Source organism: Actinokineospora spheciospongiae (genome assembly GCF_000564855.1).
GTDB classification, from domain to species: domain Bacteria; phylum Actinomycetota; class Actinomycetes; order Mycobacteriales; family Pseudonocardiaceae; genus Actinokineospora; species Actinokineospora spheciospongiae.
This window is the reverse complement of sequence record NZ_AYXG01000097.1, coordinates 1-21,883: the sequence shown is the minus strand read 5'-3', so window position 1 is coordinate 21,883 and position 21,883 is coordinate 1. Positions and strand designations below refer to the sequence as shown.

The 21,883-nt window shown below is 72.9% G+C and carries 17 protein-coding genes and 1 pseudogene; 9 read left to right on the top strand and 9 right to left on the bottom strand.

All coding sequences use genetic code 11. The features are described 5' to 3' along the window. The first annotated feature begins 11 nt into the window (after positions 1 to 11). The 3 genes from UO65_RS13180 (at position 12) to UO65_RS13170 (ending at position 4,171) form a co-directional block, all read left to right on the top strand. Positions 12 to 1,727, top strand: a complete 1,716-nt coding sequence (locus UO65_RS13180) for a putative bifunctional diguanylate cyclase/phosphodiesterase (RefSeq protein WP_052021133.1) — start codon at positions 12 to 14, stop codon at positions 1,725 to 1,727. A 100-nt stretch (positions 1,728 to 1,827) separates the two neighbouring features. Continuing rightward, positions 1,828 to 2,586 carry a putative protein N(5)-glutamine methyltransferase gene (locus UO65_RS13175; protein ID WP_035282318.1) on the top strand — a complete coding sequence of 253 codons (759 nt, stop codon included), beginning with the start codon at positions 1,828 to 1,830 and terminating at the stop codon, positions 2,584 to 2,586. Positions 2,587 to 2,671: 85 nt separating this feature from the next. After that, a complete protein-coding gene (locus tag UO65_RS13170) occupies positions 2,672 to 4,171 on the top strand; it encodes an amidase (RefSeq protein ID WP_035282255.1) in 1,500 nt (499 codons plus the stop codon). 53 nt (positions 4,172 to 4,224) lie between these two features. Here the strand turns inward: UO65_RS13170 and UO65_RS13165 are convergent, their stop codons facing one another. Then, the gene (locus UO65_RS13165) at positions 4,225 to 5,352 is read right to left on the bottom strand and encodes a tyrosine-type recombinase/integrase (protein ID WP_035282253.1); all 1,128 of its coding nucleotides are present in this window, start codon (positions 5,350 to 5,352) and stop codon (positions 4,225 to 4,227) included. Between the two features lie 91 nt (positions 5,353 to 5,443). Next, entirely contained in the window at positions 5,444 to 6,934 is a 1,491-nt protein-coding gene (locus UO65_RS13160; protein WP_035282250.1) for a carboxylesterase/lipase family protein, read from the bottom strand. Between the two features lie 97 nt (positions 6,935 to 7,031). Here UO65_RS13160 and UO65_RS13155 point away from each other — a divergent pair, with 97 nt between their 5' ends. The 3 genes from UO65_RS13155 (at position 7,032) to UO65_RS13145 (ending at position 9,776) form a co-directional block, all read left to right on the top strand. After that, positions 7,032 to 7,631, top strand: coding sequence for a TetR/AcrR family transcriptional regulator (locus tag UO65_RS13155; RefSeq protein ID WP_035282248.1), 600 nt, complete (start codon positions 7,032 to 7,034; stop codon positions 7,629 to 7,631). Positions 7,632 to 8,029: 398 nt separating this feature from the next. After that, positions 8,030 to 9,154, top strand: a complete 1,125-nt coding sequence (locus UO65_RS13150; RefSeq protein ID WP_161784462.1) for a coiled-coil domain-containing protein — start codon at positions 8,030 to 8,032, stop codon at positions 9,152 to 9,154. A gap of 190 nt (positions 9,155 to 9,344) precedes the next feature. After that, positions 9,345 to 9,776, top strand: coding sequence for a peptidase inhibitor family I36 protein (locus UO65_RS13145; protein WP_035282243.1), 432 nt, complete (start codon positions 9,345 to 9,347; stop codon positions 9,774 to 9,776). 207 nt (positions 9,777 to 9,983) lie between these two features. On the opposite strand, the gene UO65_RS13140 is transcribed toward UO65_RS13145, so the two are convergent. After that, positions 9,984 to 10,388: a hypothetical protein gene (locus tag UO65_RS13140; protein ID WP_035282241.1), complete on the bottom strand. Its 405-nt coding sequence runs from the start codon at positions 10,386 to 10,388 to the stop codon at positions 9,984 to 9,986. A gap of 155 nt (positions 10,389 to 10,543) precedes the next feature. Between UO65_RS13140 and UO65_RS13135 the strand changes: the two genes are divergently transcribed. Further along, positions 10,544 to 12,670, top strand: a complete 2,127-nt coding sequence (locus tag UO65_RS13135) for a TerD family protein (protein ID WP_035282240.1) — start codon at positions 10,544 to 10,546, stop codon at positions 12,668 to 12,670. Positions 12,671 to 12,790: 120 nt separating this feature from the next. Here UO65_RS13135 and UO65_RS13130 read toward each other — a convergent pair whose 3' ends face one another. Next, positions 12,791 to 14,038, bottom strand: a complete 1,248-nt coding sequence (locus tag UO65_RS13130; RefSeq protein ID WP_052021132.1) for an Nramp family divalent metal transporter — start codon at positions 14,036 to 14,038, stop codon at positions 12,791 to 12,793. A 174-nt stretch (positions 14,039 to 14,212) separates the two neighbouring features. On the opposite strand from UO65_RS13130, the gene UO65_RS13125 reads away from it, so the two are divergent. After that, the gene (locus UO65_RS13125) at positions 14,213 to 16,687 is read left to right on the top strand and encodes a M20/M25/M40 family metallo-hydrolase (RefSeq protein ID WP_052021131.1); all 2,475 of its coding nucleotides are present in this window, start codon (positions 14,213 to 14,215) and stop codon (positions 16,685 to 16,687) included. Positions 16,688 to 16,757: 70 nt separating this feature from the next. Here the strand turns inward: UO65_RS13125 and UO65_RS13120 are convergent, their stop codons facing one another. The 5 genes from UO65_RS13120 to UO65_RS33290 all read right to left on the bottom strand — a co-directional run bounded on the left by UO65_RS13120 (position 16,758) and on the right by UO65_RS33290 (position 21,337). Then, positions 16,758 to 17,729 (bottom strand): lysyl oxidase family protein, encoded by a 972-nt coding sequence (locus tag UO65_RS13120; protein WP_233427557.1) that lies wholly within the window; start codon positions 17,727 to 17,729, stop codon positions 16,758 to 16,760. Between the two features lie 102 nt (positions 17,730 to 17,831). Further along, the gene (locus UO65_RS13115) at positions 17,832 to 18,296 is read right to left on the bottom strand and encodes a DnaJ family domain-containing protein (RefSeq protein WP_035282304.1); all 465 of its coding nucleotides are present in this window, start codon (positions 18,294 to 18,296) and stop codon (positions 17,832 to 17,834) included. Positions 18,297 to 18,398: 102 nt separating this feature from the next. Beyond that, complete coding sequence (locus tag UO65_RS13110) at positions 18,399 to 19,310, bottom strand: RluA family pseudouridine synthase (RefSeq protein ID WP_035282238.1); 912 nt, start codon at positions 19,308 to 19,310, stop codon at positions 18,399 to 18,401. A gap of 9 nt (positions 19,311 to 19,319) precedes the next feature. Next, complete coding sequence (locus UO65_RS13105; protein ID WP_035282236.1) at positions 19,320 to 20,288, bottom strand: tyrosine-type recombinase/integrase; 969 nt, start codon at positions 20,286 to 20,288, stop codon at positions 19,320 to 19,322. A gap of 632 nt (positions 20,289 to 20,920) precedes the next feature. Further along, positions 20,921 to 21,337 (bottom strand): STAS domain-containing protein, encoded by a 417-nt coding sequence (locus UO65_RS33290; RefSeq protein WP_052021129.1) that lies wholly within the window; start codon positions 21,335 to 21,337, stop codon positions 20,921 to 20,923. A gap of 84 nt (positions 21,338 to 21,421) precedes the next feature. Between UO65_RS33290 and UO65_RS13090 the strand changes: the two are divergent. Beyond that, positions 21,422 to 21,883: pseudogene (locus UO65_RS13090) on the top strand (adenosine deaminase); the annotation flags it as partial.

The window sequence follows — 21,883 nt, the reverse complement described above, 5'->3', positions numbered from 1 at the left end:
AGGGAGGTCGGGTGACGCCCCCTGCGAACAGCCCGTCGGCGGTGCTGGACACCACCGACACCGCCTTCGCGCTGACCGACCTGCGCGCGCACGTGCGGTGGGCGAACCCGGCCATGAGCGACCTGCTGGGCATGACCACCGAGCAGTGCGCGGGCCGGTCGCTGACCGCGCTGCTGGCGGGCGCCCCCGACGGCCCGCCCGAGGACGGCTCCGACAGCGAGGACACCGTCATCTCGGTGCCGCGCCCGGACGGGTCCGGGCACCGGTGGCTGGAGATCCGCTGCACCAAGGCCGAGGACGAGCAGTTGCTCTACCGGGTCACCGACGTGACCCGGTGGCGCAAGCGCGAACTGGGCACCGCCGGGCTGGCCAAGCACCAGGACGAGCTGCTGCGCCTGGTCGACGAGGACCCGCTGACCGGGCTGCCCAACCGCCGCGCCCTGACCCGCGAGCTGGAGCGGCAGCTCGCGCTGGGGGCGCGCGGGGCGTTCCTGCTGCTCGACCTCGACCACTTCAAGGACATCAACGACCTGCACGGGCACCCCACCGGTGACCGGGTGATGTGCACCCTGGCCTCGCTGCTGCGCGACCGCATCGGCTCCGGGCAGGTGCTGGGCCGGTTGTCCGGCGACGAGTTCGCCGCGGTGCTCGCCGACGTCGACGAGCGGGCCGCGGTCGCCGCGGCCGACCGGCTGCGCAACGCCATCGCCGCGATCCCGATGTCCGGGGTCGCCGGGGCCAGCCGGATCACCGTCAGCATCGGCATCGCCATGTTCGAGGCGGGGGTGGGCTGGGACGAGGTGCTGGCCAACGCCGACATGGCGCTGTACGCGTCGAAGGCGGCGGGCCGCAACCGGGTCACCGTCTACGAGCAGGGCCACTACCAGGACACCGCGCTGCGGGTCACCGTGGTCGAACGGGTCCGCGCCGCCCTGCGCGACGGCGGGTTCGTGCTGCACGCGATGCCGATGGTGAAGCTGGGCAGCGGCCGGGTCATCGGCCACGAGCTGCTGCTGCGCCTGGAGGACGGGCGCGAGCCGCGCCTGGGCCCGGGGGAGTTCCTGCTCGCCGCGGAGCGCTCGGACCTGGTCTTCGAGATCGACCGGTGGGTGGCCGACAAGGCGATCCAGGCGCTGGTGGAGCACCCGTACCCGGGTCTGCGGTTCAACGTCAACGTCTCCGGCCGCACCCTGGAGGACGAGGACTTCGGTGACTTCGTCCTCGATCGGCTGACCGCCGCCGGGGTGGCGCCGGGCAGGCTGGGCTTCGAGATCACCGAGACCGCGGCGGTGACCAACCTCGACGCCGCCCGGTCGCTGGCCCAGCAGTTGCGCGCCTCCGGCTGCCGGATCACCCTCGACGACTTCGGTTCCGGGTTCGGTTCGTTCGTGCACCTCAAGCAGCTCCCGATCACCGGCCTCAAGATCGACGGCGAGTTCATCCACGGCATCGACTACGGCTCCCGCGACACGGTGCTGGTGCAGGGCCTGGTCGACATCGCCCGCGGCCTGGGCCTGTCGGTGGTGGCCGAGTGGGTCGAGCGCGCCACCCAGGTCGAGGCGCTGTCGCGGTTGGGGGTGCGCGTCGCGCAGGGCTTCCACCTGGGCAAACCGGAGCCGCTGGAGGACCTGCTGGCCCGCCCGCACGGTGTGTGGATGCGCCGCCCGACGCTGATGCAGGACGTGCCACCGGAAACCGCGACGACCCCGGCGGGGGAGCCGCAGTAGGGTTCACGGGTTTCCGCCCGTGAGGAGTGCCGTGCCGGACCTGTCCGCACCCGAGCCGTTCGCCTGCCCCGCCGCCGCGCCCCACCGGGCGGGTGGGGCGGTGTCGGAGGCGGTGGTGACCCGGTTGCGGGCGGCCGGGTGCGTGTTCGCCGAGGACGAGGCCACCCTGCTCCTCGCCGCCGCCCCCGGCGCGGACGTCCTCGACGTCCTGGTCGCCCGCCGGGTCGACGGCGAACCCCTGGAGCACCTGCTGGGCTGGGTGGCCTTCGACGGCCTGCGCGTCCCGGTCGACCCGGGGGTGTTCGTCCCCCGCCGCCGCACCGAGTTCCTGGTGCAACTCGCCGCCCCCCTGCTCACCCCGGGCTCGCTGGCCGTCGACCTGTGCTGCGGCTGCGGCGCCGTCGGCATCGCCCTGCGGGCCAGGGTCCCCGGGGTCGAAGTCCACGCCGCCGACCTCGACCCGGCGGCCGTGGCCTGCGCCGCCCGCACCCTCCCCGACGTCCACGAGGGCGACCTGTACGACGCCCTCCCCCCGGCACTGCGCGGCCGCGTCACCGTCCTAGCCGTCAACGCCCCCTATGTCCCCACCGACGCGATCGCCCTGATGCCCCCCGAAGCCCGCGACCACGAACCCCGCCTGGCCCTCGACGGCGGCCCCGACGGCGTCGCCCTGCACCGCCGCGTCGCCGCCCACGCCCGAGACTGGTTGGCCCCGAACGGCCACCTGCTGATCGAAACCAGCCACGAGCAGGCCACCTCGACCGCCGACGCGTTCCGCGCGGCAGGCCTCACCGCGACCACCCATCACGACGAGGACCGCCACGCCACGGTCGTCGTGGGAACCCGCGCCGACCACTGAGGACCGCCACCGCGCCCGGACCGTGCGGCTCGTTGTGCGAAATGGCATTTTATGCCCTTTCCGGCAGGCGGATAGCGTCGAATTCATGGAATGGAACTTTCGGTCGGCAGAAGAGCTTTTGGCCGCGTTGCGCGCCGGTGAAGTGACCTCGGTGGAACTGACCGACGAGGCGATCGCCGGTATCGAGCGCGACGACGAGGTGGTCAACGCGATCTGCGTGCCGGACTTCGACCGCGCCCGGGCCGCCGCGCGCGGTGCCGACCGGGCGCGCGCCCGCGGTGAGGACCGGCCGCTGCTCGGTGTTCCGGTGACGGTCAAGGAGTGCTACGACATGGCCGGGCTGCCCACGACCTGGAGCATGCCGCAGCACCGCGACCACGTGCCCGCCGAGGACGCGGTGCAGGTGTCGCGGCTCAAGGCCGCGGGCGCGGTGGTGCTGGGCAAGACCAACGTCCCGCTGGGGCTGCAGGACATCCAGAGCTTCAACGAGATCCACGGCACCACCAACAACCCGTGGGATCGCACCCGCACGTCGGGCGGGTCCTCCGGCGGGTCGGCGGCGGCCCTGGCGTCCGGGTTCGGCGCGCTGTCCATCGGCTCGGACCTCGCCGGTTCGCTGCGCACCCCCGCGCACTTCTGCGGCGTCTACGCGCACAAGCCGACACTCGGACTGGCGGCCACCCGCGGCATGGTCGCCCCGCCCGCGCAGGCCCTGCCGGTCGACCTCGACCTCGCCGTGGTCGGTCCGATGGCGCGCACCGCCCGCGACCTGGAACTCCTGCTCGAGGTCATGGCCGGACCGGACCCGCTGACCCACGGCATCGCCTACGACGTGGCGCTGCCGCCCGCGCGCCACGGACGGCTCGCCGACTTCCGGGTCCTGGTCCTCGACGAGCACCCGCTCATCGCGACCGGGGCGGCCGTGCGCGCGGGCGTGGACCGGGTGGCCGACGCGCTCACCGACGGCGGCGCCCGCGTCGCACGGCGCAGTCCGCTGCTGCCCGACCTGACCGAAGCCGCGACGCTCTACACGCAACTGTTGTTCTCCGGCACCGTCGCGCGTTTTCCGGTCGAGGCGCACGAGCAACTGCGGACCCGCGCCGCCGCCCTGGGCGTGGACGACCGGGGCTTGGACGCGACGCGGCTGCGCGCCATGGTGTTCAGCCACCACGACTGGCTCCAGGCGAACACCCGCCGCGAGCTGCACCGCCACGGCTGGCGGCAGCTCTTCGCCGAGTTCGACGCCGTGGTGTGCCCGATCACCCCCACCCCCGCGTTCCCCCACGACCACGACCCCGACCTGATGCGGCGCCGCGTCGACGTCGACGGCGTCGAGTACCCGTACTTCGACCAGCTCGTCTGGGCTGGGCTGGCCACCATGCCCGGCCTGCCCGCCACCGCCATCCCCGCGGGCCGCTCCCCCGAGGGCCTGCCGGTGGGGGTGCAGCTCATCGGCCCGATGTTCGAGGACCGCACCCCGCTGCGGCTGGCCGAACTGCTCGAACGCGAGATCGGCGGCTTCCGGGCACCCGGGCGGGGTGTGCTCCCGGGTGCCCGCCGAGCACGAGGTGCGGGTCACGGCTGAGGGTCGAGGACCCGGGGGCGCCCGGGGGATCTCGCCGACCGGGCGCCTGGTGGTCAGGGCTGACGCCCGCGCTGGCGCGCGATGGCCTCCGACAGGTGCCAGACGGCACTGTTGGCCAGGTCATCGTGCTCGTGCAGGTAGCGCTGGGTGGTGGTCACCGTGGCGTGGTCGAGCATCCGGCGGACCTGCTCCAGGGTGGCCCCGGCGGCGAGGGCGGCGGTGCCCGCGGTGTGCCGGGCCGAGTGCGGGCTCAGGGTGCGCCAGCAGGTGAGCCCGGCCTGGCGGGCCAGGTCGCGCATCTTGGCGTCGACGTCGTTCTGCCCCAGCGGCTGCCCGCCCCGGTACTGCGGCAGGTGCGGGTGCGGGGTGGAGACGAACAGGTATCCACCCAGGTCCGCCACGGCGACGCCCTCGCGCTCGGCGCGGACCCGCAGGTACTCGGTGAGCACCTCCACCACGTGCGGCGGCAGGGGTTTGCGACCGAAGTCGTCGGCGTCGCCGCGGGACTTGCGGCGGTAGCGCAGGACCGTGTAGCCGGCGGTGCGGCGCAGGTCCTCCACGCGGGCGGTGGCCCCGGCGGTGACCCGCAGGCCGATGCTGAACAGCACGGTGAGCAGGGCCGCGTCGCGCCAGGCGGTCTCGGTGCCCAGGCGGCGGGCGCGCTCGAGGAGCCAGTCGAGGAAGCCCACCATCTCCTGCACGGTCAGCGAGGTGGTGGTGGACTCGCGGGAGACCCGCGGCCGCTCGGTCGCCGCGGCGGGGTTGCGCACGTCGACCTCGTTGGCGATCAGGTACCGGTACCACGAGGACACCACCGCCAGCCGCTTCGCCGTCGTGGCCCGCGACGGTGCCACCGCCACCTGCCCGCCCTGCTCGTCGCGGCGGGTGGCGGTCATGCCCGCCTTCCACGCGTCGGTGTCGGCCTTGCGCGCGGCCAGCGGGTCGACCCCGCGCTCGGCGCACCACGCCAACCACGACCCGAGCGCCTGGTAGTAGCCGCGGCGGCTGGTCTGGCTGAGCCCGGCCAACCACACCGAGGTGAGGCTGCGCGCGTGGTAGCGGTCATCGGGGTCGGGCGGGGGCAGCGCGGGCAGCAGGTCGACGGCCTCACCGATCAGCCGCAGCAGCCCGTTGCCGTCGGTGTCGGTGAAGGTCGGTGCCCGGTAGCGCTGGAGGTCCACCGGGCCACCGTATCGACCGCCCCACCGCGACAGCCCGGGGCACGGGGAACGGCCCCGCGGCTGGCGTGCGTCCTCCCCGGGTGCGAGCCGATCACGGCAGGTCGAAGGGGGCGGGGAAGTGGCCTTCCCAGATCTGGCGGGATGCCTGTTCGGGGTAGGGCACGGTCTTGGACTCGGTGTCCAGGACGCGGGTGAGGTGCCCGCCGGGTCGATGAGCGGACCAGCCCGCGTCGCCGGTGGTGATGAAGCGGACCCACGCCCCCTGGATTTCGCAGGAGAGCGCGACGGCCTCGGGGGTGGGTTCCTCGCCGATGAGCCGGGTGCCGACGGGGCTGCGCAGCGTGCCGAACGCCAGGGGAACGTCGAGGCTGTGGCAGGCGCCCAGGACGCCGCCGAGGACCGGGGCGACCCAGCACAGTTCGAACAGGTACGAGGTGCCGCCCGCCGCGGCGTTCGCCTCGGCCAACTTCTGCGACGGCATGCGGAACAGGGCGTCGGAGTACACCGTCTCCACCAGTTCCTCCGGACCCGCCTGCGGGAACGCGGCGCGGTAGGCCCGCGCGCCCCCCGGCTGCGGGGCGTGCAGTTCCAGGGCCGCGTGGGCGTCCTGCTCGGTGAAGGTGCCGTACCTGCCGCCCATGACGCTGAAGTACCGGAATTCGTCCCGGGTGTGGCCGACGAGCAGTTCGATCCCGCTCGCGCGCCCGCCGGTCAGCGCGGGCCACGGCGTTTCCGGGAGGACTTCGCCGTCGACGACGGGGCACAGCGCGGTGCCGGTCTCCGTGAGCCGCCCCCAGCTCTGCCGGTGCGCGTGGAGGCCCGCGTTGAAGGAGGTGAGCTCGGCGGCCAGGTGCCACGGGTCGGTGTCGCGCAGGGCCTCGGCGGTGGGGGCCGCCGCTGCGAGCCGGTCCACGAACGCGGCGGTGACCTGCCGTGCCAGCGCGGGGGTGCTGTGCAGCCCCGGCACCGAATGGGCGATGGCCCGCCGGAACAGGCCGCGCGCGGACTCCATCGTCAGCAGGGCGGCGACCGAGCCCGCCCCGGCCGACACCCCGCCCACGGTGACCCGGCCGGGGTCGCCCCCGAAGGCGGCGATGTTGCGCTGCACCCACTCCAGCGCCGCGACCTGGTCGAGGAACCCGCGGTTGGGCGGCGCGTCGTCGAGGAACGCGAATCCCTCGACGCCCACGCGGCAGTTGATGGTCACCACGACGACCCCCGCCTCGGCCAACGCTGCCGGGTCGAACATCGGGTCGCTCGAGGCCGCCGAGAGGTAGCCGCCCACGGGTATCCACACCAGCACCGGCAGTCCCGCCGCGCCGGGGTCCGGAGTGCCGACGTTGAGCGTCAGCCAGTCGGTGCCCTGCGGGGGCACGTCGATCGGCAGGGACAGCGGCACCACGGGGCCGAACTCGACCGCCTGCCTCGTCCCCTCCCAGCGGTGCGGCGGCGCGGGCGCGGCGAAGCGGAGCGCTCCGACCGGGGGCTGGGCGTAGGGGATGCCGCGGAACACCGCGTGCCCCTGCCGCAGGCGCCCCCGCACCACGCCTTCCGCGGTCCGCACCTCGGGCTGTTCGGACACGGCGATCCCCTCCTTCGAGTGGACCCCAGGGTTATGGGTCAGGTGTATTATGTCAACTGTATTGGAACGGACCCGGGGTGTGGGGCGAGGGTGGGCGATGCCGAAAGAGGTGGATCACCGCGGGCGCCGCGAAGCGATCGCCCGCGCACTGTGGCGGGTGGTGGAGCAGCGCGGCGTCACACAGTTGACGATGCGCGTGGTGGCGCGGGAGGCGGGCATGTCACTGGGGCAGTTGCAGCACTACTTCGCCTCCCGGACCGCCATGCTCTCCTTCGCCATGGATTTCGCCGCCGAGCAGACCTCGGCGCGCGTGCAGCAGGGTCTCGACGAGCTCGGCGACCGCCCGCACCCCCGTGACGTGCTGCGCCTGACGCTCGCGGAAATGCTCCCCCTGCACGCCGACGCCCGCGCGACCAGCCGGATGAGCGCCGCCTACGTCCTGGAGGCGCTGCACGACGAGGCCGTGCACGAGCGGGCGCGCCGCGGCCTCGCCCGGGGGCTGGCCCTCGTCGAGCAGGTGGTGCGCCAGGCGATCGCCGACGGGCACATCGACTCCGGCCGCGACCCGGCGACCGAGACCCACCTGCTCCTCGCCCTCACCGGCTTCGCCCCCCTCATCGAACTCGACGTGATCGGGCCCCGGGACGCGCTCGCCGCGATCGACGCGCATCTGGACCGGCTGTTCAGGAGTACCTGACCCGCCCCGGGCACGGGGGCGGACCGGGACGAGATCAGCTCTGACCCGGCCGCTCCCCGTCCCGGTCCACGACGCCGATCGCGACGCGGGTGAAGACCGACCAGGTCGCCCCCTCCCGATGCGCCTGCCACCGGGTCGACCCGTTCACCACGGTGGGCCCCCAGATCTCCTGGGCCCCTTGATCGGCGCATCCCCCCGAAGGCGCCTTCGGCCTGCCCGCTGCACCTGATCACGTCGCGCTCCCGGGCCGGACGGCGCACCCGGTGGCGCCCTGCTGTCTTCTGCTCACCAGCAGGGGGAGGGGTGATAACTGTCATTCTCACCCCTCCCCCCGCTGGCAACCCAATAATGATAGGTATCAGTAAGTGTCAATAATTGTTGACTGTTAGCATTGCCGGGTGATGCGACAGTGTGAGTACTGCAGGCGTGAGCTGCCCGAACAGGCCGGGACCGGGCCGCGGCTGAAGTTCTGCCCACCGGGCACCGGGGTGGCCGAGCACGCGGGCACCTGCCGGGACCTGGCGAACGCGGTGAAGCTGCTGCGCGCCGCCCGCGGCACCGACTCCGTGCCGGGCGCGGCGGTGGAACTGCTGGGGGAGCAGGTGGCCGCGGTGCTGGCGGTGCTGTCCCCGCAGGGACCGGTGGCCGCGCTGCGCGAAGCCCTCGGCGGGGTCGACGCCCGACTGCGCGGCGAGGTCGCCGACGTCCGCCGCGAGGTCGACGCGGCACGGGAGGCCGAACGGGAGGCGCTGGCCCGCGCCGAGGCCGCCGACCGCGACCGGGCCGACGCGGTGCGGCAGGTGGCGGTGGCGGTGGCCGAGCGGCAGGAGGCGCAGACCACCGCCACCACGGCCGTGGAGGCCCGCGACACCGCCCGGGCCCAGGAGCAGTCGGCCTGGCAGCAGGCCGCCGCCGCCGCGGCCGAGCGCGACCTGCACGCCGAGCGGGCGGCCCGCTCGGAGGAGGCCGCCCAGCGGGACCGGGACCGGGCCGAGGCCGCCACCCACGAGTCGCACCGCCTGGCCGAACAGGTGCGCGGTTTGCAGGAACGCCTGGACGAGGCGCACGACCGCGCGTCAGCCGACCGCACCCGCGCCGAGGGCCTCGACGCCGACCTGCGCCAAGCCCTGGCCCGCACCGAGTCCGCCGACCGCGCCCGCGCCGAGGCCGTGGAACGGGTCGCGGTGCTCGACGGGGACCTGCGCCACGCGGTGGCCCGCGCCGAGTCCGCCGAACAGACCGCGACCCGCCTCACCGAGGAGGTGGCGGCCTTGACCCGGCAGGCCGACCGCCTGGGGGCGGAGGTGCCCGCCCTGCGGGAGCGCGTGGGCGAGGCGCACGAGCAGACCGAGGCGCACCGCGCCCGCGCCGACGCCGCCGAACGGGAGGTCGCACGCCTGGGCGAGCAGGTCCGCGGCGCACGGGAACGGGCCGACGCCGCCGAGCAGCGCGCCACCGCCGAACGTGACCGCGCCGACCGGCTCCTGCGCGCTCACCCGCCCGCCCGGGACGACACCCCCTGAACGGTCACGGGCAAGCCCCCGGCCTGAACGGCTCTGGTGCCACATCAACGGAAACCACGACACAACCCGCCCTCGATCAGGTGAAATCCGGGAGGGCCGCTGGACCGCTCGGGCGGCGGTGGTGAAAGAAGGTGAGACACCTGCCGCACGATTTTCCGGACCAGCAGGGCCACAGCACCAGGGAGCCGCCGTGAACACCATCGTCAGACGCGTGGTCCAGGCATCGGTCGCGGTCACGGGGAGCATCGCGCTGCTCGCGTCGGTCGCGCCCGCGTCCACCGCGGCGACAGCCCGCAACGGCATCTGCGAGGACTACGAGTTCTGCCTGTACCACGGGGCCGACTTCACCGGGTCGGTCTCGGACTTCGGCTACGGTTCCATCCCGAACTACGGGAGCTCCCAGCCGGGTTGCTACGAATACAAGGGTCCCGGCACCGGCCAGGGCGAATGCGTGAAGAACAACGCCAGGTCGGCGAGGAACCGCACCCACATCCACGTGGTGAAGATCTTCTACAACAGCAACTACGGGGGCATCAACTTCACGTTCAACCCCGGTGGTGAGGCGAACCTGGGTCGCCTCACCGAGGAGAACGCCTCGCACTTCTTCGAGCTCGTGAGCTGACACGGCGCCACCCCGCACCGGAACCCCGAGCCGTCGCGGGGGCCGGTGGCCCGGCACGGCGTCCGCCACGCCGACGACCATCACCCGATCGTGGTGGTCGTCGGCGTAACACCGGGCCGCTGGGGGCGATACTCCTGCTGTACGGCCCCGCTCGGGAACCCCCGACCTCGAGCGGGGCCGTTCGCATTCCCCCGGGGGAACCCCGGCTCAGAGGCGGATGTCGCCGGTGTGGTCGCCGCCGATCTGGATGGCGGTGCCGGTGACGGTGCCGGAGATCGACTGCCACACCGTGCTCGTCGGCCCCCCGGAGACCTGCCGCGCCTCGGCGACGGCCTCGGCCAACCTGCGGGCGAACACCTCGTCGTCCTCGGCGGCGTCCTCCAGGGCGAGGGCGACGCGGGTGCGGGAGCGCTCGGTGACCTCCCCGGACTCCGCGGCCTCCAGTTCCAGCCGCCGCACCGCCGGGTCCCCGCCGAGCTTGGCCTGCACCAGTTCCCCGACCCGGTCGACCGCGGCGTCGATGGCGGAGTCGACCACCCCGTCACCCCGGTTCGCCGCGCGGCGGGCCTTGGCCACCACCCACGCGATCACCATCCCGACGACGACCTCCATCGCCCACTCCCTCCACGTCCTGCCAATCCGATCCGCCCTCAAGCACACCACACCCGGCCCGGGAAAACCGGCGCCGGGGCGAAAACCGGCACCCGCGCCCCGCTCGGCCTGCGACACTGGCCGCCGCACCCGACCGATGGGGAAGACACGTCCCGATGCGCATCCACACCATCATCCGCAGGACCCTGCGCGTACCGCGCGCCCACGCCCCGGCCGGGGACGGGGCGGCGGTGGCCCGGCAGCTCGACTCGGTCCTGGCCGGGGTCGGGTTCACCTGCTCCGGTGAGCTGCTGGGCCACGTGTCCGGGTTGGCCCCGCACGCGGCGACGACGCTGGCGGTGGAGGTCCTGGGCGCGGTGCGCGAACTGGTCGGCGACGACGTCGAGCACAACCCCTACTTCCTCGGTTTCCCCCACGAGGTCCCCGACACCGTCGAGTTCTGGGTGTCGTGCCTGCGCCAAGCCCTGACCTCCGGCGCCGCAGTGCCCACCGGCGGGCCGGTCAACCTGCTGGACCTGCCCACCTACGGCCGCCACCAGCACACCCACGCCGAACTGCTGGCCGCCCACGACGCCCTCACCGCCACCGCCGCCGACCGGGTCACCACCCTGCACCTGGGCGACACCGTCGAAGCGGAAACCCTGGGGGTGTACCGGGACCTGGCCGGGTCCACCACCCCCCTGCACGAGGCCGACCTGTCGCTGCTGGCGCAACTGGCCGTGCAGTGCCGCACCGGGCCACAACCGCGGCTCATCCCCGTGCGGGAGAACCGGGCGGTGATCAACGCCGTGCGCCTGGCCGCCGCCGAACCGCTGATCGCCGTCGACACCGTCACCGACGTGCTGCGCGTGGCCTGCCGGTTCTCCGCCGGGGACGTCACCCTGCGCACCCCCACCCGGTTCCGGTCCTTCCGCCGCGCACACCGCCGCGTCCTGCTCACCGCCCTGGACGCCGTGGCCGCCGACGAGGCGAAACTGGCCGACGTGGCCCGCTTCGCCGGGCGCTGGAAGCGCCTGGGGGAGCGGCTGCACCCGCACGAATACCCCGACCTGCCGCACGCCGCCCGGGTGTTCGCCGTCGCCCGCGGCGACCTGCGCGCACCCTCCCGCGCCGCCCGCGCCGAGGCCGCCTTCGCCGCGGGCGACCTGCCCGGGGCCACCTCGGTCCTCGCCGAATCCCCCGGGACGCTGCTGCGCGCCCTCGACCGGCTGCTGCGCACCGCCACCGCCGCCGACACCGACGCGGTGCTCACCGCGGTCACCGCCGCCGTGGGACAGGTGTCGGGGCGGGTGCTGTGCTCGGTGCGCGAACACCTGATGAACCGGGCCGCGGCGCAACCGGCCCGCGTGTTCGTCAACCGCGACCGCCGCGGCTGGGTCACCCCCGACACCCGCCCACCCCTGACCGCCACCACCATCGCCGACACCGCCGCGGTCCTCGACGCCGAACTGGCCCGCCGCCTGCCCACCGCCGACCACGTCGTCATCGACCCCGCGCTGCGCACCGTCGCGGTACCGCTGACGGGGGCCGCCACCGAAGACGGGTTCGCCGTGCTGCCCCGCGGGTCGCGCACCCCGGTCACCGGCGAGGTCCTGCGGTTGTTCACCCACTGGCGCGAACGCGCCGAACGCACCGACTTCGACCTCTCCGCGCTGCTGCTCGACGCCGACTTCGGCTACACCGGGCACGTGTCGTGGACCAGGTTCAAGAACAACGGCGTCGTCTACTCCGGCGACCTCACCGAGTCCGCGAACGGCGCCACCGAATTCATCGACGTCCCCCTCGCCGAGGTCCGCGCCACCTACCTCGTCCCGCAGGTGTCGATCTACTGCGGGGAGGGGTTCAACACCGTCGCGGAGTCGATGTTCGGGTGGATGACCCGCACCCGCGACCAGGGCGGCGCCCCGTTCGAACCGCGCACCGTGCGCACCCGCTCGGACCTGCGCGGCACCGGCCGGGTCGCGCTGCCGATGGTCTTCGCCCGCGACGACACCGGCGGCTGGACCGCCCTGTGGACGCACCTGTACCTGTCCGGGACACCGAACTTCAACCAGGTCGAAGGCCACCGCACGAGCACCGCCCTGCTCACCCGGGCCGTCGTGGGCCGCACCCACCTCACCGTCGGGCACCTGATCGCCACCACCGCGGGCACCGTCACCACCACCGACGACCCACCCCCGACCGGCCCGGTGCTCTACCTGGGCCTGGAGGACCCGGGGAACCTGCCCGAGGGGTCCACGGTGATCACCCTGCACAACCTCAACCGGCTCGTCCCCGCCTGATAACCTGCACCCGTGAGGCCATGCGGGGGCTTCCTCCTCACCCACTCGAAATGGCCCAGTCCCCGCCCTCTCCTCACCCCAAGCCCCCCGGCCGACCCGCCGGGGGGCTTTTCGCGCACCTCAGGCGAACAGGGTGCGGTAGAGCAGGAACAGGTTCAACCCCGAGATCACCACCGCCAACACGAACCCCACCACCGTGGTCACCGGCCGGTTCACCAACGCCCCCATCACCGACCGCCGCCGCCCCAGCAGCACCAGCGGCAACAACGCGAACGGAATCCCGAACGACAGCACCACCTGGCTCAGCACCAAAGCCCGCGTCGGGTCCACCCCCGACGCCAACACCCCCAGGGCGGGCAGCATCGTCGCCAACCGGCGCACCGGCAACGGCACCCGCCGCCGCAGGAACCCCTCCATCACCACCTGACCGGCGTAGGTGCCCACACTCGAGGCCGCCAACCCCGACGCCAGCAACGCCACCGCGAACGCCACCGCCGCCCCACCACCGAGGGTGACCCCCAACCCGGCGTGCATGTCCTCCAACGACTCCGCGGGCAACCCCGTCCCGTGCAGCGCCCCCGCCGCCACCAGCAGCATGCTCACGTTCACCAACCCGGCGATCCCCAACGCCACCCCCAGGTCCACCGCGTTCGCCCGCAACGACCGCCGCAGCTCACCGACACCCCCGCGGTGGTGGTGCTGGGTCAACGCCGAGTGCAGGTAGATCGCGTGCGGCATCACCGTCGCCCCCAGCATCCCCGTCGCCAGCAGCACGCTGTCCACCCCGTCGAACCCCCGCAACAACCCCGCCCCGGCCTCGGTCAACGGCCCCAACCGCAACGTCTGGTACAGGAACCCGGCCAGCACCACCAGCAGCAACGCCACGATCACCGACTCGAACCGCCGCCGCCCCGTCGGCGCCAGGCTCAGGATCGCGAACGACACCACCGCGGTGATCAACGCCGCGGGCAGCAGCGGAACCCCGAACAGCAGGTTCAACGCCACCGCCGCCCCCACGAACTCCGCCAGGTCGGTCGCCATCACCACCAGCTCCGCCTGCACCCACAACAACCCCACCACCGGCCGCGGGTACCGCTCCCGGCACAGCTCCGGCAGGTTGCGCCCCGTGGCCACCCCCAGCTTCGCCGACAGGTACTGGATGAACACCGCCGCCACCGACGCCGACACGATCACCCACAGCAGCAGGTACCCGTACCCGGCGCCACCGGCCATGTTCGTGGCGAAGTTCCCCGGGTCCACGTAGGCCACCGCCACCACGAACGCGGGCCCCATCAGCCCCGCGACCGTGCGCAGCCTGCCCCGCGATGACCCCCGCACCCCCGCCCCGCGCACCGCAGGCTCCACCATCAGACCTCCCTCGCACCCCCGTGGTGGGGATCATCGCCGCACCGCCCCGACCCGCACAACGGCCCAACCCGAGTCCCCCGAACGGCAGGCACCCCGCTACAACATCCGTGGCGGGCGCTGCGCCCTGTGGACAAAAAAACCCGCGAACCCCGCCCACGTCCTACCCTCACCAGCATGATCGACGGCGACCGCCCCCGCACCCGCAGGCCCGTCCCCGCACTGGCCGCCCTGCTGGCGACCGCCGCCGTCGCCACCCTCACCCTGCTGGGCTTCACCCCACCCGAGCCCCTGGGCGCCGACGCCCCCGCCGACACCTTCTCCGCCGCCCGCGCCGAGGCCCACCTCGCCGCCATCGCCCAGCGCCCGCACCCCATCGGCACCGCCGACAACGCCCGCGTCCGCCAGTACATCACCGACACCGCCACCGCCCACGGCGCCTCCACCACCACCGAGACCGGCGAGGTCTCCCACTCCCGTGCGGGCGTGCAGCGCCTGGCCACCGTCCACAACGTCGTCGCCCGCATCCACGGCACCGCCCCCGGCCCCGTGCCCCTGCTGCTGGTCGCCCACCACGACTCGGTGCCCACCAGCCCCGGCGCCGCCGACGACGGGGCCGCCGTGGCCGCCCTGCTGGAGACCCTGCGCACCACCGCCGCGCACCCACCCCGCAACGACGTGGTGTTCCTGTTCACCGACGGCGAGGAAATGGGCCTGCTCGGCGCCCGCGCCCACGTCGAGCGCCACCGCGGCGACGGGTTCGGCCCGGTGTTCAACTTCGAGGCCCGCGGCAGCGGGGGACCGGTGTGGATGTTCCAGACCGGGCGGGACAACGCCGACCTGGTCTCCGCCTTCGCCGACGCCTCCACCCGCCCCGTCGCCAACTCCATGGCCGCCGCCGTCTACGCCCTGCTGCCCAACAGCAGCGACTTCACCGTCTTCCTCGACCACGGCGCCCACGGCCTCAACTCGGCGTTCATCAACCAGGTCCACCACTACCACTCACCCCACGACGACCTCGCCCACCTCGACCGCGCCAGCCTGCAACACCACGGCGAAACCATGACCGGCCTCATCCGCGTCCTCGGCGACACCGACCTGACCGCCACCGGCACCGGCGACGCCATCTACTTCGACCTGTTCTCCCGGGTCCTGCTGCACTACCCCGACACCCTGGTCATCCCCCTCACCGCCACCTCCGCGGCCGCACTGGCCTGGCTTCTCGTGGCCGCCACCCGCCGCCACCGCCTGCGCCCGGGCACCCTGGCCGCCACCACCGCCGCGGCCCTGGGCACCGCCCTGGGCGGGGGAGTGCTGGGCCACCTCGGCTGGCTGGCCATCAACACCGCCCGCCCCGACCTGGACTTCCTGCCCCTGGGCGAACCGTACGGCCGCGGCTGGTTCCTGGCGGGCTTCACCGCCCTCGCCGCGGCCGCCCTCCTGCTGGGGGTGCGCGCCCTGCGCCGCCGCACCCGCACCGAGCTGCTCTCCGGGGTCCTGACCCTCACCGCCCTGCTGCTGATCACCACCACCGTCGTCCTGCCCGGCGGCACGTTCCTGTTCCAGTGGACCCTCCTCGCCGGTCTCCCCGCCCTCTGGTGGTCCACCCGCCACCCCACCCCGTCCACCGCCACCCCCACCGCTGTCAGCACGCCCACCGGCGACGACGCCAACCCCGGCACGTCGAGCGCCGGTGCGCTGAACACCTCCGGAACCGAGGCCGCGAAGACCACCGGGTCCACGTCCGCGGCCGAGGTGCCTGCCACCGCCGCATCGCACCCCGCCGACCCCGCCGATCACGCCGACCCCGCCGGTCGCGGCGGTCGCGGGGACGTGATCGGGCTGCTGCTGGCCGCGCTGCCCGCCTTGGTCGCCGCCGCCCTCTACCCGGCGATCACCGCCTCCCTCTACACCGCCCTGGGACTGCCACTGGCCGCCGCGGCGATGGTCCTGACCCTCCTCGGCGCCCTACACACCGCCCCCCTGCTCGCCGAACTCCCCACCCCCGGCCGACTCGGCACCACCCTCGCCGTGGCCGCGGTCGTCCTGCTGGTCCTGGGCACCACCCGCACCGGCTTCACCCCCACCCAACCCCGCCCCGACTCGCTGATCTACCTGCGCGAGGACACCGGTGCCACCTGGCTCAGCCCCGACCCCACCACCGACCCGTGGACCGCCAGAGCCCTCGGCGACAACCCCACCACCGCGGACCTGTCGACCACCTACCCGCTGCTGCCCGGACCCGTCCTGCGCGCCCCCGCCCCCACCTTCGACCTCCCCACACCCACCACCGACACGCTCTCCGACACCACCACCGGCCCCACCCGCACCGTCGCTGTCCGCATCACCCCCGCCACCCAGGCCTGGCGCACCCAACTCACCATCACCCCCACCACCCAGGACTGCGCCGTCGACGGCACCCCCATCGCCCCCACCACCCCGGTCGAGCTGTACGGCAAAGCCACCGGCACCACCCTCACCTGCCGCATCCCCGCAGGCACCACCCTGACCCTGGCCCTGACCGACCAGTGGATCGGCCTGCCCCCCGAAGCCGCCACCGCCGTGGGCCCCCGCCCCGACGACACCATCCTCGTCCCCTCCGGCACCCGCCCCCACGACTCCGCCCTCATCACCACCACCGCCACCATCTGATCCCCGGACCCGCGACAGCTCGACCACAAACACCGGGGGAGTGGCACCACCAGACCACGCCCAGCGCCGATCAGGTACCCGCGCAGCGATCCCTGCCCGGACAACTCCGCAGCAACCGCACCTGCGGCGCCCGGGTGATGACCTCCGGCGCCGAGCGCGCACCACCGGGCCACCGCACCGAAATCGCGATGGAGGAGGAGTTGTTGCCGTAATCGCTCTCCCGCAGAGTGCGATCACCGTTGACGGTGTTGACCACGTCATAGGTACCCGACGGAACCGCGGTGATGTCCAACCACTGGAAATCGACGGTGTACCGGTAGTCGTCACCACGGCCCACGGAAATCCCCTGGGTGACGGTCAACGCCGCCGGGTCGTGCATGTTGCACGTGTTCGCCGCCAACACCCGCCCCAACCGCCCCTGCGGGGTGTCGTCATCACGGACCACGGCCGGAAGCACACCCGCATCCGCGGTGGCGTAGCGGTCACCGAGGCAGAAACCGTTCTTGCGGTCAGCCACCAGCACCCCACCACCCGGGGTGCGCAACTCGAAGTGCTCGAACCCCATCAGGTGCCAATGCTGGTGGGCCTGCGCCGGCTCGTAGTACGCCGAGGTGGCCGTCGCCTGCTGCGCGGCGGCGAACGAATCCGGAATCCTCCCGTCCACCCCGCTCTGAAAAGCCTGCCGCACCCGCATCGTCGGCACGTCCACACCGGGCCGCCAACCGTAGAGCAACAGCGGACCGGCCCCGACGTTGTCCTCGGCGGTGGTGAACCGCAACCGCACCGCCCGCGCCCGCCCCCTGCTCATGCACGCCGCGTTCGGGTTCTCGACCTCCGAAACCAGGCACACGTCCCAATCACCACACAGGGCCGGATCACCCACGTACCCACCGGGACACCCCACCGGCGCCTGACGCAGATCCGGCAGCAACTCCCCGGCAGGCGCCACCGCCGAAGCCGACGGCGTCACCACCATCACCACCCCCACCACAGCAGCAGCCGCCGCCACCCACCGCCCGCCAACCGCCGCCATACCGCCCATCCCGCTCAGGTGAAGTGACCGACCGCGACCGTAACCGCCCACCGCCCACCCGAACCACTTCCAACCCGGCTGCCACCCGAACGAGCGACCCACACCCACCACTCAGGTCGACGACCACCGCCGCCACCACGACCGCCGCGACACCCCACCCGCCTCCACCACCGGCGCCACCACGGGCGGCTCCACCGGCCGAGACGCCACCCACCCCGCCACCACCTCGTCCTCGTCGACGAACCGGACCAACACCGGACCCGACCCCGTCCGCATCCACTCATCAATACGGCCGTTGACGTCCCGCACCACCGCCCGCACCTCCGCCTCCGACCGCAGCGCCCCCACCCGCTCCGGGATCAACTCCACCTCCCGCCGCAACCGCAACTGCGGCGGCAACACCTCCCGCGTCTCCACCCCCTCACGACGCAGATAACCACTCAACCAATCACCACCACGGGGCAGGGGCTTCCCCGCACCCGGCAGGTTGTCGAAATCCCCCCGGTTCCGGGCCTCGCTGATCTGCGACTCCACCCAGGACTCGAAGCCCACCCCGGCAGGCTTGCGCTCCGTCATCGACCGACCTCCCCGGATCGTCTCCAACACCCCCGATGCTACCCACCACCACCGACACCCGCCCCCGCCCACGACATCCCGCTCAACTCCACCCCCACCCGCTCACCCCCACGCCGACAACGACAACCCACTCTCAAACCGCCGCAACCCACCCGACACCGGATCAACGAACTCCAACACCCGCGCCAACAACTGCAACGGCCGCGAAAAATCATCCAACGCCCGCTCCGTCAACACCGGGTAGAAATCATCACCCACGATCGGCACCCCCAACCCCGCCATGTGCAACCGGAGCTGATGCGTCCGCCCAGTGGCGGGGGACAGGCGGTACAACCCCAACCCACCCCGCTGCCCCACCAACTCCACCAACGTCTCCGCATTCGGCTCCCCAACCACCTCCCGCGCCTGGATCACCCCACGCTCCTTCTCGATCCGCGACCGCACCACCACCGGCAACTCCAAATCCCCCCGCACCGGCGCCACCGCCGCATACTCCTTCCGCACCACCCGATCCTTGAACATCCCCTGATACCGCCCCCGCAACTCCGGCCGCACCACGAACAACAACAACCCCGCCGTCACCCGATCCAACCGGTGCGCCGGACTCAACTCCGGAATCCCCAACTCCCGCCGCAACCGCACCAACGCCGTCTGCACCACGTGCTTCCCCCGGGGGATCGACGCCAGGAAATGCGGCTTGTCCACCACCACGATGTCCCCATCCCGGTACACCACCGGAATCTCGAACGGCACCTCCACCTCCACCGGCAAATCCCGGTGGAACCACACGAACATCCCCGGCACGAACGGCGCGTCCACCGCCACCGGACCGTCCAACCCCACGACCCGCCCCGCCACCAACATCTCATCGACCCGAGACGGCTCAACCCGGGGGAGACGCTCCACCAGGTGATCCCGCACCGTCACCCACGGACCCCCATCCGGCAACCGCAACCGCGCCGCATCCAACCCGTGCCGCTGCGGCAGGGGAGACCTCAACCGACGACGACCCATCCCCGAACCCTACTGCCCATCCCCACCCAACCCCTCCAACGCCCGATACGTGCGATTGCTCGCCGCCGCCGCCCGCCGCTCCCGACCCGTCGCATCGATGTACCCCTGCGACGTGTTCAGACTCGCGTGCCCCAACAACACCATGATCTCCACCGCGTTCGCCCCGTCCTCCGCCAACCGCGTCGCGAACGTGTGCCGCAACGCGTGCAGATTCGCCCCCGCAGGCACCCGGTCGTGCAAACCCGCCTGCCGAAAACACTGCTTCACCAGGTAATCCAACCCACCACGCCCAATGCCCTCACCATCGGACCCCAACACCAACGGCCCCTCATCGGAAAACCGCAACCCCGGGAACCGCACCTCGCACGACACCAGGTACGCCTCGATCACCCGCTCCAACGGCACCTCGATCGGGATCGACCGCTCCCGGTTCGCCTTCCCGTGCACGTACAACCGCCGCTCACCCGGCCGCCCCACCACCGACGACCGCCGCAACGCCCGCATCTCCGACGCCCGCAACCCCGCCACCAGGCCCAGCGCCAACACCAGCAGGTCCCGCTCCGGCCACGGCGCCCGCGCCCGCCGCGCCCCACCGGCGATCGCGGTCAACAGCTCCTCCGGCGTCCGCTCACCGCGCAGCGGCTTGGGGGAGAGGGGACCGGGTTTCGGCCGCCCGATCGCCCCCATCGGATTGCCCGCCGACAACCCGTCCAGCAGGCAGAACTGGAAGAACTGGTTCCACGTCGACCACGCCCGCGCCACCGAACTCTTCGCGTGCGTGTCCGCGAACGCCCCGAAAGCCTCCCGCAGCACCTGCGCGGTGACGTCCGCCAGCTCGATCCGGGCCGTGCCCAGCGCCTGGGCCAGGTGCGCGGTCACCCCGGCCAGGTCCCGCCGGTACGCCGCCGTCGTGTGCGGGGAATCCTTGCGCGACCGCCTGGCCACGAAGAACGCCTCCTGCGCCTCGCTCAACTCCACTGGACCTGCATACCCTCCCGGACCGACAAGTCGATCATCGGACCCCCCGTGTGAGTGATGGATAACCGCGATTATCCATCAAACAGGTGTTCGAGTCGGGCGCGACACGGCGGGTGAGTGCCTGTGTTGTGACGACCGTTTTCGCGCGCGCGTCGCACGATCGCCTCGCCTCCCAGCCGCCGAGCGCCCTTCTTGGCGTCGGATCGCGATTGGCGTACCCCGGGCGCAAGCAGGCGGCTGCCGGACGGCCGCTCTGGATCATCACCCATGAATCGTCACCGTGACGTTAGTCGCCGGTGCGATGACCCCTCCGACCTGCGGACCTCGGCGTTCTCTGATGTTCGATAATCGACATTATGTCAAGTAACTGTTGTCCAAGGCCTCCCCGATGGGCGAGCCGGTGGTGTGGGCGGCGCGGTTGGACTGCCCCTCCGGTTGGACTGCTCCTCCGGCAGCGCCCGCTCGCCGGCGGCGCGGGCGATCGCCGTGCACACCGTGTCGGTTCGGAGCCGGTCGCCGCTGATGGGGTTGTGGAGCGGCCGAGGAGGAGTTGCCCGACGGGAGTCGGTCGTGCGAGGTCGAGGCGCTTCGAGTCGGGTGTCTCGGCGTACGGGGTGGGTGCCTCTCCCCCGCTACGCGATGAGCCAGCCGGAGGCGGCGGCTTGGCGGCGGGGGCTGGGGGCGGGTGTGGTGGCGGGGACGATGTGGAGTTCGTCGTGCAGGGAGGTGAGTTGCAGGCCGGTGAGGACGGGGCCGCGAGCGTGGATGGTGAGCGTGCGGCCCCGGCGGGTGCAGGCGCGGTGAGCGCGCAGGAGGACGGCGGTGCTGGCCCAGCTCAGGAAGGTGACGGCGGTGAGGTCGACGATGAGGTGGTCGGTGGTGGGGTCGGTGGTGGCGGTGGTCATGAGGGCGTCGTGCCAGGGGTGTTCGGTGGCGAGGTCGATGCGGCCCTGGGCGGCGATGGTGGTGGTGTGGCCGGTGCGGTGGGTGGTGATGGTGAGGGTGCGTTGGGCTTGTTCGTGGGGGCTGCGGGGGAACTTGAGAGCCATGGTGGTGCCTCCGGGGGTGGGGATTCGCTGCTCTGGAGGCGGTGGGGGTGGGAAAGGTTGCCGGGTGGTGGTGTGATCTGTGGTGTGCGTGATGTACGGGTGTTGCCGAAGGCGTTGTTGCACGTGCACCTGGAGAGTGCGGTGCGGGCTTCGACGGTGGCGGAGTTGGCGCGGCGGTACGGGGTGGCGGTGCCGGTGTTGGGTGGGCCGTTCGCGGGGTTCCGGGAGTTCGCGGATCGGGGGTCGGCGGTGCGGGGGTTGTTGCGGGAGGCTGGGGATTTCGCGCGGGTGGCGGAGGAGTTCTGCGTGGACCAGGCCGCTGATGGGGTGGGGTACGTGGAGGTGACGTTCACGGCGGCGTCGCACGGGGAGCGGGTGGGTGATGTGGAGATGCCGTTGGCGGCGGTGGTGGAGGGGTTGGGGCGTGGGTGTGCGCGGACGGGGTTGGTGGTGCGGGTGGTCTTGGATCATTCGCGGCGGCGGTCGGTGGGGCGGTTGGCGGCGACGGTGGGGTTGGCTGAGCGGTTCGGTGAGTGGGTGGTGGGG

Coding starts and splice junctions, on each gene's coding strand:
- UO65_RS13110 (WP_035282238.1), bottom strand. CDS start 19,310: ATGGGTCGTCGTCGGTTGAGGTCTCCCCTGCCGCAGCGGCACGGGTTG.
- UO65_RS13125 (WP_052021131.1), top strand. CDS start 14,213: ATGATCGACGGCGACCGCCCCCGCACCCGCAGGCCCGTCCCCGCACTG.
- UO65_RS13115 (WP_035282304.1), bottom strand. CDS start 18,296: ATGACGGAGCGCAAGCCTGCCGGGGTGGGCTTCGAGTCCTGGGTGGAG.
- UO65_RS13155 (WP_035282248.1), top strand. CDS start 7,032: ATGCCGAAAGAGGTGGATCACCGCGGGCGCCGCGAAGCGATCGCCCGC.
- UO65_RS13140 (WP_035282241.1), bottom strand. CDS start 10,388: ATGGAGGTCGTCGTCGGGATGGTGATCGCGTGGGTGGTGGCCAAGGCC.
- UO65_RS13130 (WP_052021132.1), bottom strand. CDS start 14,038: ATGGTGGAGCCTGCGGTGCGCGGGGCGGGGGTGCGGGGGTCATCGCGG.
- UO65_RS13120 (WP_233427557.1), bottom strand. CDS start 17,729: ATGGGCGGTATGGCGGCGGTTGGCGGGCGGTGGGTGGCGGCGGCTGCT.
- UO65_RS33290 (WP_052021129.1), bottom strand. CDS start 21,337: ATGGCTCTCAAGTTCCCCCGCAGCCCCCACGAACAAGCCCAACGCACC.
- UO65_RS13170 (WP_035282255.1), top strand. CDS start 2,672: ATGGAATGGAACTTTCGGTCGGCAGAAGAGCTTTTGGCCGCGTTGCGC.
- UO65_RS13135 (WP_035282240.1), top strand. CDS start 10,544: ATGCGCATCCACACCATCATCCGCAGGACCCTGCGCGTACCGCGCGCC.